This window comes from Ferruginibacter sp. (genome assembly GCF_049840995.1).
Taxonomy (GTDB): domain Bacteria; phylum Bacteroidota; class Bacteroidia; order Chitinophagales; family Chitinophagaceae; genus Ferruginibacter.
This window is the reverse complement of sequence record NZ_JASGIP010000003.1, coordinates 940,709-955,599: the sequence shown is the minus strand read 5'-3', so window position 1 is coordinate 955,599 and position 14,891 is coordinate 940,709. Positions and strand designations below refer to the sequence as shown.

General features: G+C 42.5%; 11 protein-coding genes and 1 tRNA gene. 2 read left to right on the top strand and 10 right to left on the bottom strand.

The window, feature by feature from the left end:
- Window positions 1-119: 119 nt before the first annotated feature.
- The 3 genes from QM738_RS05805 to QM738_RS05795 form a co-directional block, all read right to left on the bottom strand.
- Complete coding sequence (locus tag QM738_RS05805) at window positions 120-923, bottom strand: hypothetical protein (RefSeq protein ID WP_462275732.1); 804 nt, start codon at window positions 921-923, stop codon at window positions 120-122.
- A 47-nt stretch (window positions 924-970) separates the two neighbouring features.
- A complete protein-coding gene (locus QM738_RS05800; RefSeq protein WP_462275731.1) occupies window positions 971-3,091 on the bottom strand; it encodes an AIPR family protein in 2,121 nt (706 codons plus the stop codon).
- 119 nt (window positions 3,092-3,210) lie between these two features.
- Window positions 3,211-3,633 carry a helix-turn-helix transcriptional regulator gene (locus QM738_RS05795; RefSeq protein ID WP_462275730.1) on the bottom strand — a complete coding sequence of 141 codons (423 nt, stop codon included), beginning with the start codon at window positions 3,631-3,633 and terminating at the stop codon, window positions 3,211-3,213.
- A 149-nt stretch (window positions 3,634-3,782) separates the two neighbouring features.
- On the opposite strand from QM738_RS05795, the gene QM738_RS05790 reads away from it, so the two are divergent.
- Window positions 3,783-3,995: a SymE family type I addiction module toxin gene (locus tag QM738_RS05790; protein WP_462275729.1), complete on the top strand. Its 213-nt coding sequence runs from the start codon at window positions 3,783-3,785 to the stop codon at window positions 3,993-3,995.
- 669 nt (window positions 3,996-4,664) lie between these two features.
- Here the strand turns inward: QM738_RS05790 and QM738_RS05785 are convergent.
- Both QM738_RS05785 and QM738_RS05780 read right to left on the bottom strand, forming a co-directional pair.
- Window positions 4,665-5,768, bottom strand: a complete 1,104-nt coding sequence (locus QM738_RS05785) for an AAA family ATPase (protein ID WP_462276701.1) — start codon at window positions 5,766-5,768, stop codon at window positions 4,665-4,667.
- The gene (locus tag QM738_RS05780; protein WP_462275728.1) at window positions 5,746-6,456 is read right to left on the bottom strand and encodes an RNA ligase family protein; all 711 of its coding nucleotides are present in this window, start codon (window positions 6,454-6,456) and stop codon (window positions 5,746-5,748) included. Before QM738_RS05780 ends, QM738_RS05785 begins: the two co-directional genes overlap by 23 nt.
- Window positions 6,457-7,401: 945 nt before the next feature.
- Between QM738_RS05780 and QM738_RS05775 the strand changes: the two genes are divergently transcribed.
- Window positions 7,402-8,292: a reverse transcriptase family protein gene (locus QM738_RS05775; protein WP_462276700.1), complete on the top strand. Its 891-nt coding sequence runs from the start codon at window positions 7,402-7,404 to the stop codon at window positions 8,290-8,292.
- Here the strand turns inward: QM738_RS05775 and QM738_RS05770 are convergent.
- From QM738_RS05770 to infB, 5 genes are all read right to left on the bottom strand, one after another.
- Window positions 8,254-8,327, bottom strand: a tRNA-Asn gene (locus tag QM738_RS05770). The two genes, QM738_RS05775 and QM738_RS05770, sit on opposite strands and share 39 nt — an antisense overlap.
- A gap of 64 nt (window positions 8,328-8,391) precedes the next feature.
- Complete coding sequence (locus QM738_RS05765; RefSeq protein ID WP_462275727.1) at window positions 8,392-8,754, bottom strand: Rieske (2Fe-2S) protein; 363 nt, start codon at window positions 8,752-8,754, stop codon at window positions 8,392-8,394.
- A gap of 108 nt (window positions 8,755-8,862) precedes the next feature.
- Entirely contained in the window at window positions 8,863-10,056 is a 1,194-nt protein-coding gene (gene hflX, locus QM738_RS05760; protein WP_462275726.1) for a GTPase HflX, read from the bottom strand.
- Window positions 10,057-10,318: 262 nt separating this feature from the next.
- Window positions 10,319-11,704: a peptidylprolyl isomerase gene (locus QM738_RS05755; protein ID WP_462275725.1), complete on the bottom strand. Its 1,386-nt coding sequence runs from the start codon at window positions 11,702-11,704 to the stop codon at window positions 10,319-10,321.
- Between the two features lie 174 nt (window positions 11,705-11,878).
- The gene (gene infB / locus QM738_RS05750) at window positions 11,879-14,782 is read right to left on the bottom strand and encodes a translation initiation factor IF-2 (RefSeq protein WP_462275724.1); all 2,904 of its coding nucleotides are present in this window, start codon (window positions 14,780-14,782) and stop codon (window positions 11,879-11,881) included.
- Between the last annotated feature and the right edge of the window lie 109 nt (window positions 14,783-14,891).

Genomic DNA, 14,891 nt, shown 5'->3' with positions numbered 1-14,891 from the left:
TGCGCCTGAGATGTGTATTTGCTCAAACTCGCAGAATTAATAAGAATCGATTGCCTTGCAAAAAGACTGAAGTCTGTTGGGTTCCATAATACGATGATCTTCACTAGTGAAATAGCGATTCAAGGCCCAGGTTCCAGCTTGTCTAATTGATGTTCAGAACCGTCCTTGAATCTGAAAATAAAGGACCTACTCGAATTATACCGCTCTGCAAATTGAACTTCTGAAGGACTGGGAATTGGTGGATGGAAAGAAACTGAAACCATTGCCCCCTCGTAAAAAATTAGCCGCATTCCGAATGCACCATCTTCAAGAGGTTTAGTAATTAGGTATTTAAAAATTTGAGGGGAGTTACCTTCCATCTTCAACTCGTGCGCTTCCAATTCAAAGGCTTTTCGATACATTAATTTCCACTTTTCAGCCGTCTCATCCATATAAGTAACAAAGTCTATTATGCAGAAAATACGGCCATCAAAGGGCTTTTTAAAATGATGATAGTACAACCCATGAGCAATATTCTCAAAACACCTTGTCAATCTAGAAAAATCAGGTGTTCCTCGTAAGATTGGAATAGACTTTCCATTCGAATTCTTTACAGTTGTGAGAACAGGATCTTTTAAGAACATATCCATAAAGTTCTCCCTTCTTTCCATCGCCCTCATAACCTTTGTTTGTGTGTGCAAGAAGCCAAGAAAATTGTTTCCTGCATATCCCGAAAGAGCTGCCATTAAGAACTCGTCGTCTTTTGATTTTTTTGTATTGTGCAGATCACAAGACGGGACTGTAATAAGATTTGTCCTGAATTTATTTGTCCCAACATCTTTCTCTTCAGGGAATAGGCAAATTGGCGGCACGTGCTCCTTAGATGTCGCTGGAGCGCCGCAGATATAGCAATACTGATTTTTGAGTTTGTCCTTCTTTTTCATGGCAATTGATTGCTTCAATGTCAAGCCCCACTATTGGCAGCAGTAATTTATTTAGGAGGGTCAACAAAATTCGCAAGTCTTTCTACATCTTCTTGAATCCAGCTTTTATATCTTTCTACTGCAATTTCTATTTCAATCAATTTTTCACTCTTTTCAGCCTTCCATTTCAGTAGCATTTGTTTATGATTTTCAGAAGGAGAAGAGTTTATTTTTTTGTCTAATTCTGAAATTTCAGTTTGGAGTTTGGAGATAAAATCTTGTGCCCTGGATAGTCTTTCTTTATTTCTCTGATGGTTTATCTCGGCATTCTCTTTCGATAAATCAGACTTTTGGAAATCTCTGAGTTTAGCAGACTTATCTTCAACAGTAATATTATGCTCTTCGATTTTTCCCTTGTGAACAAAGTAATTAATCACATCTTGTTCAAACAAAATGCTACGATACCACTTTGTCTCACTAAAAAAAGAAACTGGCTTTTGAGTGTCTTTGTCAATATATGTTCTTTTGTGGCTTTTGCTTATCAAACTTACTTGCTTAATAAACTCTTCCCATTCAATCTTAAAGTCAGTTATTTTGTCATTAATAACTGCCCAATAACTATTAGGCTTAGCGGGTTTGTATTTAAGGGTCATAACAAACAGTTGCCCATAAATATTTTTTTCAACTTTCTGAAAATTATTCTTTGCCTTGTATAGTTTTTTGAAACATAAGTATGCAAAATAAAAGTTATCAAGTTTATCAAGTTCTGATAGTGTTTTTTCTGTAAAATCCTGTTTTAGGAATAGCTTCTTTTCTACACTTTTGTTTAAATTTCCATTAGCAGCATAATAAAGTCTGAAAAATAGATTTCTCTCGATAACTTGGTCTTGCTTTACATAATGATTGAATATTCCATCCCCAAATTCCCCCCTTTTCCGTTCATAAAGTACTCCATATCTTTCGAATAATATCTTTTGAAGCCCAATATGAATATGTTCATTTGAAAACCTATCGGCAGTAATTACTGGAGTTTGTTGGTTGGTTGCGGTTGAGATGTCATCAATTAATTGTAATTTCCGTAAATGATTAGATGAAGTGCCGTTATTATCTATAAGGGTAATGATTTTTAATAACACCTCTTTTCCTTCAAATACTTGTTCAAAATTGCCATCAATATTTTCTTCCAAAATTCTACTTAATGTAAACGATGTCTGTCCTCCATTAATTATTTGGGGGTTTTTAACAGAGAGTTGAGCTTTATTCTTCTGCCCAATTTTTTCGTTTATATATGTTTCGTCGGAGAGCATTGTTATTCCATTATTATACAACGCAAATTCATTCGTTGAGCTTTTTAGAATAGTTTCTCGAATTGAATTATTTACTTTTTGTCCTTCGAAGTCCAAATAGCTTCTGGGATTGAATTTCAAAATTGAGTTTTTGTACTTATAGAGAATCTTAGCAACTTCAAGGGTAGGAACAAAAAGAACTGTAATTTCACATTGACTACTCTTTGTTTGTACTGTGTAACTAATTTTACTTCCAGCATTCTTATTGCTCAGGTCAATAAAAATCTTTAGGTCTGTCGCATTAAAATAAGTTCCAGAAATTACCGGGAAAACTAATTTTTCATAACAATTCTCATAATCTATCACCTGAATTGGATAACCCCCACTTAAATATCTAAGTTTTGTCTGTGATACTCCGTCTAGATTAGCTAACAAAACTACTTGGTACTTATATCTTGCTATATCATCTATCTTTCTAATATCCCTTATTAGTTGCTTAATTTTTCCGTTATATGCATTACCATTTTCATCATTTTCTTCTCCCTCTAGAATTCGATTAATATCCATTACGAGAATTTCTTCCAACTGTATTTTTTTACTCTCGAAATTCTTTTCAGTTGTTCTGAACTTAGATTGTAGGAAACTAATTGTTTTATTATCTGTATTGATATAGTAGCCGTCAATTCCACCATCGTTTGTTCCATCTGTGACGAAGTATTCCCTTGAATTGAAATCCAGAATTCCAAAACTAACCTTGAGGTAAAGATGAATAAAGGCTCTAGCCCTTGCTTGATTTGTACCTTCTATATCTTCTGGTGAAGGATTATACTTTGCGGTATGCAAAGTTGTAGTCTCACTTCGTAGTCTGTCTAAAATATTTAATAATGTGTGATATTTGCTCACAGTCTAGGTTTATTGCTGCCAACAAGTATATTTACGCTATAATGTGCTATTTAAAAACAACAAACAATTTTTTAATTTATTCACTTTAGGTATCCAATCTGTAAAGACACACCCAAATCCTATTTCCCCTCAATCAACCTCTCCAACTTCTCTATCATTTCCCTCTGTGATTGCAACATACGTTCATACAATTCAATCATCTTATCAATAGGGTTGAATGAAGGTTGATAATTAAACACCGACGGATTTGTCATTGTAGCGTTATCATTATTGTTAATCGTGTTGGAGATAACATTTATAGCCTGTTCCTCATCAAAATTCTGTATCGCCTCCACCGGTATTTTTAATGCGGCAGATATTTGCTTCAGAAGCGGTGCATCTATGGTTTGCTTTTGCTCCAGTAGGGATATTTTTTGCTGGTTCCAGTCGTCGCCCAGTTCTATGGCAAGTGCATCCTGCTTTATGCCCAGCATTTCTCTAAAGCGTTTTATGTTGCGGCCTTCGTGTATGGTACGGCTGGTGGTGGCGTTATCGTGGGTCATAGAAAATTATAATTTTTTACAAATAGCAAAATACAAAATATCCACGGCAATATACCTGTAAATTACCAGATACCAGCCCGTTAAATACAGGGTATACCAGTAGCATACATCGGCAGGGTGCCGGTGCTTTGCTGCATAAACACCTACTTATGCTTACCCCTTCAAAAACACGACGGATGACCGTATGCAACAAAGCCTTCGATAGGCAACACAGGCCCTGTACCTTTTTCCCCATCATACAGCTTTGCGGCAAGTGGCTGCACGATAGTGGCTTTAAGGCCGGCCACACTATTGATATTACTTACGGGGATGGTAAGATCATCATCACCAAATCGGCCCAGCAGCGCTTTGAGGTAGAGTAACCACAAAGGCACCAGGGCACGGGGGTGCACAAAGCTTACGTTACTATCCTCTAAAACCTTTAATCATTATCAATTATTCATTATCAATTAACCTTTCGTGTATGTCTAACACCCTTATCCTGGCCCCCTCCCCACCTTGTAACCTGGCGGTGCTTAGGGCAGCACCTCGCCGGGATTAGTGTACAACCATTAGCGCCGGGGTTAAAAACTCCGCAGCCACGGCCCAAAAGCCGGCGCACCAGGTTACAAGCCGGGGGCATCTTTATATCAACGGTGCAACATACCGGTACCAACTCAGTAGCATCCTTATACCATCTCCGTAGCAACTCTATAGTAACCCCGTAGCATACCCGTAGCAACTCTATAGCAACTCTATAGCAACTCCGTAGTAACCCCGTAGCATCCCCGTACCATCCCCGTACCATCCCCGTACTTACTTCGGTGGAAGCCGTTAAAGACTGTTGGCTGCCCTTAGCTATGTCTTATTAAATGGGGTAGGCGTGTGTGTGGGTATGTGCCTATGTTGTTTTATTAGTGCAGGTATGGCTGCTTCCGCCTGTGGCAGCATCGCATTACATGGTCTGACCCCCCGGTCTGACCATGTAATGTGCCGTTTGTTGTACTTCGGCAAAGAAATTAAAAGGCACCGCAACATTGCGGTGCCTTTGTTTAATGTATCACATACTTTACTTCCATTGCTTCCCATAGTTTGGGCACTTCCAGTTTGTCGATCATCTTTTCCACCGCATGCTGCGGTATCATAAACTCCCTGCCTTTATTTTGTGCAGCAAGTTTTGCATAGTTGGTTTCAGTATACACAATGGTTATCCTTGCTTTGTACGGCTCTATAAGGTCTGCCAGTTGTTCCCGCATCTGCAGGGTAATATTGGTGGCATTCCATGCAAAGGGTATGCGCCTGCGCAGGTAATCCTTTGCCTGTTCTTTAGCGGCCTGTATCACACGGCCATTGCCTTTCGTGTCGCCATAACCGATCTTTGCCTTGCGCCGCAGGTCATCCAGCGATATTACCGGCAGTGTGGGATGATGCTTTTTAAGGTAATGATCCTTACCGCTGCCCGCAATGCCCGACATGATGATCACTTCGGTAGTGGTATCGTCAAAGCTTTCCATATCCGGGTGCCTGCCCTCTTTCCGGAAGTACTGGAATTTTGAAACATTGCTGGCAAACTGTTTGGGTTTATCCCAGCAATCGTTTTCCTGCGCCAGTTCTTTAAACAGGCCAATCTTATACAGCAGCTCATCACCATCTGCACATATCCTTCCCAGCACATCTGCTTTTGCAAGCATTGCAAGCAAACTAATATTCACTTCCAGGCTTGCCTTCAGCAATGCCTTTACCGGGTCGGTTTTTTCAAACAGCCATAGGGGCAGGCCATGATAGCGCACCAGCGCCACCACCTGCTCTCTTATAGCAAAAGGTGTATCAAAATCCCTGTACAGTATCTGCCGGGTGGTGGCTGCTCCTTTTTTGGCATGCCCCGGCGATACGATGTTACCAGCTTCATCCGTAACAGTGGTGGATCGCTTTTCAATATCATGCATCAGCGCTGCTGCCCATACTATCTCCTGCTGCTGTGCATCCAGTGCTGCGTATTCTTCCATATTTTGCAGCGCAGCCAACACCATTTGTGTATGTATGGCCACATCACCTTCGGCATGGTACACGGGGCTTTGCGGCACACCGTACATATCGTTTACCCAGCTTAGTTTTTTTAATTGCTCCCAGTTTTTATCTTTTACCAGTGTCCACATCGCTCTCAAATTTTAATGGTGCCCGCTTCCAGTTCCTCGTCCAGTGTTCGTCTGTTTTTACATGTCCCCTACGTACATATTTAAACACATTTTTTTCAAAGTCATCCACGCTGTACTGCTGCAGGTTGCGGGTAACAATACCCTCCCTGCTGCAGGCCTTGCCTGTTTGTACATCTATCGATCCGAACACGCTTTCTTCTTTTACCAGCGACAATAGCTTGCTTTCGAAATTTTTCTGATCCGTTAGATCTGTTGCTTTTTCTATTACAGGCACTGTTGGCAGGTCGAACATAGCAGCGATAAATATTGTTTCATCCCACGATAGCCATTTATCCAGCTCCCTTATGGCAAACACATAATAGTGTTCGTTGATAAGCGGGTATTGTATAGAGTGAATGGCATACAGGTTTTCGCCAAAGATCTCGTAATCTCCCAGGTCGTTTTTTAAAAGGGCCCATCTTTCCCTTAGCTGTCTTGTCCAGGGCGAAGTGGTAGGTGCCGCATGCGACCTTGCAAACACACCGTGCCTGCTGAGGCAGTTATTTTCGCCATCCAGCTTTTCGGTATGCAGTACGGTTTGCAGGGCACTGATGTGCTGCCAATAATCGTAATTGATCCTGTCGTCGCTGCTGGTACCCGGAGAAAAGGGGTAATGAAATGTCCTTCCGTATTTTTTTGATATAGACATAATATAATTTTTAGAATGAAAAATTAAAGCGGCAGCCATCTGCCTCTCATTAATCGGTATTTGATCTAAAAATTACATTGTACTGAAGTTGTATAGGTTGCTGTGTTGCTGATTAATAGTTTGTATTCAATAGCAAAACTGCCGCAAAGATAGTGTTTGTTTTTAATTGTAGGGTGTTAGGCTAATGTGAAGGGGCGGATTGAACAAAATTGTAAAATTAACAGACATCGGGGCTGGGTAAATATTGTTACGCAATGCTGTACACGATTTATGTAAGTATTCATCTATGTTTTCTCTGTGCCTTTGTGGTTTTAAAAATGTGCTCCGGTTGCTTCCGCCAAAGGCAGAAGCACGCCTTATAGTCTTACACTCAGTCAGGCCATAAGGCGTGCATAGAGAATATTTAGATAAAATTCTTCTTTTCATTTATTATAATGCTTTTTGATTGTTATTATTCACACCATTCGCACAATTAGGCTACCCTATTGCTAATATCTCAAATTAGAATTAATTTTCGATAGCTCTTTGATTTCTGATAATTGCACCCAGTTATTAAAGTGTATTCAGTTACACATTCCACTATCAACCGTCCGGGGGTCGGAAAACTTAAAAAACCAGGTAGTAAAGTTTTTTTGTAAAGCACAAAGTATGGGTAAACAATATTGGTACGGGGACAATATTGTCAAAAAACACTTCAATCATTTTATTATGAAAAGCAGCCAAAAAAGGCGCAGAATTATCAGAGACGTACAATCAAAGTTTTATCTAGAATTAAAAAACGATGATCATGCTGCATTTGATGAAGTAACAATCAGGATAAAGTATCGTCCTAAGGAAATGAAAACTTCCAGGAGAAAAAGATGGACCAGGTTACTGAATCCTCAATTGCTGGTAAGTTTAATTTCGGAAAGCATCAAAGCCATGTTCTAAAACCTGGTTTTTTTTATGATCAAAAGTCTACCTAATTTATATTCATTCCTGAAAGTGCCCGAAAATGATCTTAGGTGCATTATCTCAAACCTGTCTGGTCATTATACTTTCGTTAAGCAGCCTAAAACAAAATTTGGCGATTTTCAGCGGGATCATTTTGGAAATATAAAATACAGAGATCTACTAGTTCCAGACCATAGTTTAAAAGTATTGCAGAACCGTATTAGATTGTTGCTTGATACTATTTTTTTGCCAGGTTATATGTACGGTTCTGTGAAAGGAAAAAATAATATACAGAATGCTAAAGAGCATTTAAACAAACAGTATTTTTTTTCTGTTGATCTAAAAAAATTCTTTCCAAATATTAGTCATCACCAGGTAAATACTATGTTTTGCAGCAATGGTTTTTCACATACTGTTGCCCGGATACTTACGCAACTCACTACCTTTAAGGGCTCCCTTCCGCAGGGTGCTTCCACCTCACCTGTTATTGCAAATCTTGTTTTTAAGGAAACCAGCAATAAATTAAATGTATTATCAAAAGAAAATGGTCTGGTTTTTACAACTTTTCTTGATGACTTGACTTTTTCTTCGGATAACGATTTTAAAGCAATTATTCCTGCGATTTTTGAAATAATTAAAAAAGACCAGTTTTATATTGCTTATGAAAAAGTACGTTATCGAAAACAATATAGTGAGATAACAGGGTTATTTGTAAAAGGAGACAAGTTAAAGTTACCCTATCAAATAGAAAATAAAGCAAAGCAAGGCCACTACAACCTCGAAGACTACAAAAGACAGATCGACAAGTTCAACTCGGCTTCAGATTTAAAACAAAAAAGGCCAACATCTCTGTTGACCTTTCCGCTCCCCCTGCTGGACTTGAACCAGCGACCCTCTGATTAACAGTCAGATGCTCTAACCAACTGAGCTAAGGAGGAATTTCCCTTTTTTAGGGACGGCAAAAGTAAGGCATTTTAGGTTTTGTAAAAAAAATATTGGCAACTATTTCAGCCAGCCAAACAGGTTATTTTCGGGCAGGCCTACAAAAACACCATTTTCCCTTATTTCTACCGGGTAGGTTTTAAGGTAATAGCCCTCGCCACTGGTATTGCGGCCATTTTGCAGGCTGAATTTGTAGCGGTGCAGCGGGCACACAATATTGCCCAGGGCATCAATATACCCATCGGCCATAATGCCGCCGGCATGGGGGCATTTTTGGGTGCAGGCAAATAACTGGTCGTTGTGCCGGGCCACGCAAATGGTTTTGCCCGGTACCTGCAGCATGGCAAGGCCGCTGGCCGAAAAATCGATCTCGGCAATGCTGTCGGCAATTTTGTGCCAGGTGTATTTTTTGTTTGTATCCACAGTGAGTGATTGGCCTGAAGGCCAATTGTTTTGCCACGGATTACACGGATTTACACAGATAGATATGCGTTTTAATCAGTGAAAATTCGTGTAATCCGTGGCTTCATTTCAATAAAAGAATTCTACTTTGTAAGGATACCGCACCCGGTACGCATCCCGCACGCCGTTTAAAATGGTTTGGCGCAGGTTATCAATATTGGTACGCTCAAGGGCCGATACAAATACACAGTTGCCCTTGGTTTCGGTTTGCCAGCGTTGCTTCAGGTCGTTCAGTATTTCTTTTTTTACGTCTTCTTCCAGCCACTGGTCAAAGGTTTCGGCCTCGTATTTATCCATTTTATTAAAAATGGTAATGGTGGGTTTTTCTTCCACCTTCAGCTCGGCCAGGGTACGGTTTACCACGTTCAGCTGCTCCTCGTACTGCGGGTGCGATATATCCACCACGTGCAGCAGCACATCGGCTTCGCGTACTTCATCCAGCGTACTTTTAAAACTTTCTACCAGGTGGTGCGGCAGCTTGCGTATAAAACCTACGGTATCGCTCAGTAAAAAAGGCGTTTGCTCAAACACTACTTTGCGGGTGGTGGTATCCAGCGTGGCAAACAGTTTGTTTTCGGCAAATACTTCGCTTTTGCTCAGCAGGTTCATTAAGGTAGATTTACCTACGTTGGTATAGCCCACCAGCGCTACGCGGATAAATTCGCCACGATCTTTTCGCTGTGTAAAAGATTGCTTGTCTATTTCGGCCAGCCGTTTACGTAATAAGCCTATCTTATCTTTTACAATACGACGGTCGGTTTCTATCTCCGTTTCGCCGGGGCCCCTGGTACCCACACCGCCCCCCTGGCGTTCCAGGTGCTTCCACATACCCTTTAGCCTGGGTAATATGTATTGGTACTGTGCCAGCTCCACCTGCGTTTTGGCCTGGGCGGTTTTGGCACGGCCGGCAAATATATCCAGTATCAGGTCGCTGCGGTCAATGGTTTTTACACCCAGTTCTTTTTCTATATTCTGTATCTGCGAGCCGGTAAGTTCATCATCAAATATCACGATGTTGATATCGCCCTTTAATGCGATAAATTGTTTGATCTCTTCCAGCTTGCCCTTGCCCACAAAGGTTTTGCTATCGGGGTGGGGCAGCTTTTGGGTAAAGCGTTTTACTGCAGTGGCCCCGGCTGTTTCGGACAAAAATGCCAGCTCGTCCAGGTATTCGTTTACCTGTATCTCCGTCTGCTCTTTATATACCAGCCCCACCAGTATGGCCCGTTCTTCTTTATTGAATAATTGTTTTTTTTCTATCATGTACACTAATTTTTACCCGACTGTCCGAAATATTTTTTCGGAGCCGCGGATGATGCGTTACTGAATTTTATTTTAGTATTTGCCTGCGGCAAACACATTTTTAGCCACGGATTACACGGAAATACATGGATGAGATGCATTTAAATCAGTGAAAATCCGTGTAATCCGTGGCCAACCCTTCTTTGCGCAGCAAAGACTATCACAAAAATAAAGCGTTCCCGCAACTTAATGCGGGAACGCCTGTATAATTGAATGCGGTTATTTATTTATTTGAAGCGGTGTTGGAACCAGCCACCCATTTCTGCATTTCGGGGCAACTTTTAAATTCATCGTCTACCATTATAAAATAAGTAGGGATCTTTTTAATGAACCAGGCATCCAGTGCATCGTTTCTTTTTTCTTCCAGCGCCCTTTGAGATATCCTGTTATAATCATCCTTCATGTTTTCGCGGTGCGGCTCTGTTTTGGTTTTAAGATAAACGATACGCACGCCTTTTTTACCGGTTTCGTCGGTGTACTCAACAGGTTGTGAGTACTGGCCCACTTTCAGGTCTTTCAGCATTACCACCATATCCTTATCCAGCTGGTCGATGGTTAAAAAACTACCATCCCTTCCCTGCAGCATACCCGCAGTAAACTTGCTGGCATCATCATTACTGTATTTAGATACTGCCTCGCCAAACGACATAGTGCCCGCAATTAATTTAGACCGTACAGAATCCAGTCTTTCCTGGGTTTCTTTGATCTCGATCTTGGTTACCTGTGGTACTTTAAGTATATGCCTTACAATAGCATCGTCGCCGGAGCGGCTCACCATTTGCAAAATATGATACCCGAATTTTGTTTTGAACGGGGTGGATATCTGTCCTTCTTTTAATGAAAATGCTTTGGATAACCAGGTGGGGTCCAGGTTCTTCTGGCTGCGGTTGATCTCGTACTGGCCGCATTTGTCTTTACTGCCCGGGTCTTCGGTGTAATTATTGGCGATGGTACAAAAATCTTTTTTACCACTTTCTATCAGGTCCTTGTATTCTTTCAACTGTTGAAAAGCATATTCTTCCGCATCGCGGCTGGCTTTGGGAAAGATAACGATCTGGCCTATCTCCACTTCACTTTCGTATAAGAACAAACTGTCGGTAGGTATTTTGTTGAAGTATTCCTGCACTTCTTTAGGCGTGATGCGGATATCCTGCACCACTTTATTACGCATGGCCTGCGATAATTTCTGATCGCGGATGCCTTCTTTAAAATCTTCTTTTAACTGGTACACCGATTTGCCTGCAATACGCTCCAGCTCGGATGTAGAACCAAACTGGTTGATGTAATTGCGGATACGGTTGTCGATATCAGTTTCAATATCTTCATCCGTAACGGGCAGAGAGTCTTTTTCGGCCTGTAATACCAGTGCTTTAATACCCATGGCCTGTTCCAGCGTAAGGCAGGCGGCATTTTCGGGTATTTCCACGCCCTGGCGCTGCATATCGGCCAGGCTGTTCTCGATATCGCTTTTTAAAACGATCTTATCTCCAACAACAGCAATGATCTTATCGGCTATTACCTTTTTGGTTTGCGTTGCCACCGGTGGCTGGGCCATGGCCGTGCCAACAATCAGCATTGCAATAAGGTTGAGTAAGTAATTTTTTTTCATCCTGGTGAGTTATATTCAAAAGTAAGGAGCCTTTTAAGAACGGGCTCCTTTAAAATATTATTTAACAAATGTTTCAGGAAGCTGCAAGGGGAAGAGCTGCAAGCTACAAGCGGCAAGGGGAGCAGCTGCAAGGAAATATGTATCCCTTGTGGCTATTCCCCCTGAGGCTTATTATTACAGCGTTCTCTTCACTTCCACTTCTTCAAAGGCTTCTACTATATCGCCTACTTTAATATCGTTATAATTTTTAATGGTTAAACCGCACTCCATGCTGCTGGTAACTTCTTTGGCATCATCGCGGAAGCGTTTCAGGCTCTGCAGTTCGCCGGTAAAGATCACAATACCATCCCTTACCAGGCGGATGCGGTTGTTACGGGCAATTTTACCATCCAATACAAAACAGCCGGCAACGGTTGCTTTGTCGAAACGGTAGGTTTCCCTGATCTCCACGTTGGCCAGTATCTTTTCTTCCACCGTAGGTTCCAGCATACCTTCCATCGCACTTTTGATCTCTTCGATGGCGTTGTAAATGATGGAGTACAGCTTGATCTGTATCGCTTCGTTCTCGGCCAGGCGTGCTGCCTGTATAGATGGACGTACGTTAAAACCAATAATGATGGCATCGGATGCGTTGGCCAGTGTAACATCGCTTTCGCTGATGGCACCCACGGCTTTATGTATCACACGTACTACAATCTCTTCGGTACTTAATTTCTGTAAGCTGTCGCTCAATGCTTCCACCGAACCGTCCACATCACCCTTGATGATCACGTTCAGTTCTTTAAAGTTGCCCAGTGCCAAACGGCGACCGATCTCATCCAGCGTAATATGCTTCTTGGCACGCATACCCTGTTCACGTAATATCTGGCCACGTTTGTAGGCTGTTTCCCTTGCATCGGCTTCATCGGCAAATACTTTAAAGGTTTCACCCGCCTGCGGCGCACCGTTCAAGCCCAGTATCAATACCGGTGTGGAGGGTGGCGCTACATCTATGCGCTGGTTACGCTCGTTGTACATGGCTTTTACTTTACCAAAGTTCTGGCCCGACACGATCATATCGCCCTGGTGCAGGGTTCCGTTCTGTACCAGTATAGTGGCTACATAACCGCGGCCCTTATCCAGCGATGCTTCTATCACGGTTCCGTTGGCGCCTTTTTCAGGATTGGCCTTCAGTTCCAGTATATCTGTTTCCAGTAATATTTTTTCCAGCAACAGGTCAATGTTCAGGCCTTTTCTTGCACTGATCTCCTGGCTTTGGTATTTACCACCCCAGCTTTCCACCAGTATATTCATAGAGGCCAGCTGTTCCTTTATCTTTTCGGGATTGGCACCGTCCTTATCTACTTTGTTGATGGCAAATATCATCGGTACATTGGCAGCCTGCGCATGCGAAATGGCTTCCTTGGTTTGCGGCATCACCGCATCATCGGCAGCCACCACAATTACAGCAATATCGGTAACTTTAGCACCACGGGCCCTCATAGCGGTAAACGCTTCGTGACCCGGTGTATCAAGGAAGGTAATGGCACGGCCATTAGGCAATGTTACCTCGTAAGCACCAATATGCTGGGTGATACCACCGGCCTCACCGGCAATTACATTGGTATTGCGGATATAATCGAGCAGCGATGTTTTACCATGATCTACGTGACCCATGATGGTAACAATAGGCGCCCTTGGCTGCAGGTCTTCTTCATTGTCTTCTTCTTCTTCCGCTTCCAGTTCTGCTGCATCATCCACACCTATAAATTCCACATCGTATCCAAATTCGCTGGCCACCAGTTCAATAACGTCGGCCTCCAGGCGCTGGTTGATAGACACCATGATGCCCAGGCTCATACATTTGCTGATAACATCTGCAAAGCTCACATCCATTAAGTTGGCCAGTTCGCTCACCGAAATAAATTCGGTTACCTGCAGCTTGTTGCTTTCTTCTGCACCGCCGCTTTGTTCGGCCTGTTCATCCCTTTTTGCTTTACGGTATTTCGCTTTCAGGCTCTTGCCTCTGCCACCTGCCCCGGCCAGTTTAGCCTGGGTCTCTCTCAGTTTATCCTGTATTTCTTTTGCGTCAATTACTTTTTCTTCCCTGCGGCCACCCTGCGATGCGCCTGCATTTCCGCGGTTGAATCTTCCGCCACCCTGCTGGTTATTACCATGGCCACCGCCTTGCTGCGGCCTCCTGTTCTGGAAGTTGCCCTGGTTATTACCCTGGCCCTGCTGGCCACCACCGTGGTGCGGACGTTGTTGTCCACCACCTTGCTGGTTGTTGCCATGGTGGCCGCCACCCTGTTGGGGTTGACCGCCTTTTTTCTCGATCGGGATGCGTTTGCGCTTGCGCTTATCATCCGTATCTCTCTTGGGCCTGGTATCATTATCAACAGGCAGTTGAATTTTACCCAGGATCTTTGGACCCGTGAGTTTATCGGCCTGTATATTTTCAATTACAGGAGGCAGGTTTTCTTCCGGCGCCTCAACAACCGGTGGAGTAGTAGGCGGAGTTACCGGTGGTAATTCCTTTTCCACTTCTGCAGCAGGTTTCTTTCCTTTTTTAACTTCGGCGGGTTTGGGTTCCTCGGCCGGTGCTTCTGCTTCTTTTTTCTTGGCGGCTGCTTTTTTAGGCCTTGTTGAAGAGTCGATGGCATCCAGGTCTATCTTGTCCAGTACCTTGGGCGCTTCTATTTCCGGTGCATCTATCTTGGTTACTTCTGTTTTTGCAGGCTCTTCTTTTTTCTCTGCCACCACCACTTCCGGTTCCGCCGGTTTTACAGGTTCAGCGGGTTTTTCCTCTTTGGCTTTTGCCGCTTCCTTCTTTTTTATAGACAGATCTTCTTCGTCTTTTTTCTTTTTCAGTTCCGAAGATCCTTTTGATAATTCTACCTGTTCTGCTTTTTGTTTGGCTGCTTTATCCTGCTGAAACTCCGACTGCAACACACGGTACATAGATTCCGATAGTTTGGAAGTGGGTTTCAGTTCATCGCTGCTGAATCCTTTGGACACAAGAAAATCTACCAGGGTAGACGTACCTATGTTAAATTCTTTGGCCGCAGCCATCAACCTTGGTGTATTTACTTCTGACATTCGTTTGTTTTATGCTACTTTTTAGTTCATTTGTTCATGGTTCATGGCATATAGTTCATGGATAACAACAGTATGCTTTTTATTTAAACATACCGTTAAAATAATTTCA

Coding starts and splice junctions, on each gene's coding strand:
- QM738_RS05755 (WP_462275725.1), bottom strand. CDS start 11,704: ATGAAAAAAAATTACTTACTCAACCTTATTGCAATGCTGATTGTTGGC.
- QM738_RS05780 (WP_462275728.1), bottom strand. CDS start 6,456: ATGTCTATATCAAAAAAATACGGAAGGACATTTCATTACCCCTTTTCT.
- infB (WP_462275724.1), bottom strand. CDS start 14,782: ATGTCAGAAGTAAATACACCAAGGTTGATGGCTGCGGCCAAAGAATTT.
- QM738_RS05795 (WP_462275730.1), bottom strand. CDS start 3,633: ATGACCCACGATAACGCCACCACCAGCCGTACCATACACGAAGGCCGC.
- QM738_RS05790 (WP_462275729.1), top strand. CDS start 3,783: ATGCTTACCCCTTCAAAAACACGACGGATGACCGTATGCAACAAAGCC.
- hflX (WP_462275726.1), bottom strand. CDS start 10,056: ATGATAGAAAAAAAACAATTATTCAATAAAGAAGAACGGGCCATACTG.
- QM738_RS05775 (WP_462276700.1), top strand. CDS start 7,402: ATGATCAAAAGTCTACCTAATTTATATTCATTCCTGAAAGTGCCCGAA.
- QM738_RS05785 (WP_462276701.1), bottom strand. CDS start 5,768: ATGTGGACACTGGTAAAAGATAAAAACTGGGAGCAATTAAAAAAACTA.
- QM738_RS05805 (WP_462275732.1), bottom strand. CDS start 923: ATGAAAAAGAAGGACAAACTCAAAAATCAGTATTGCTATATCTGCGGC.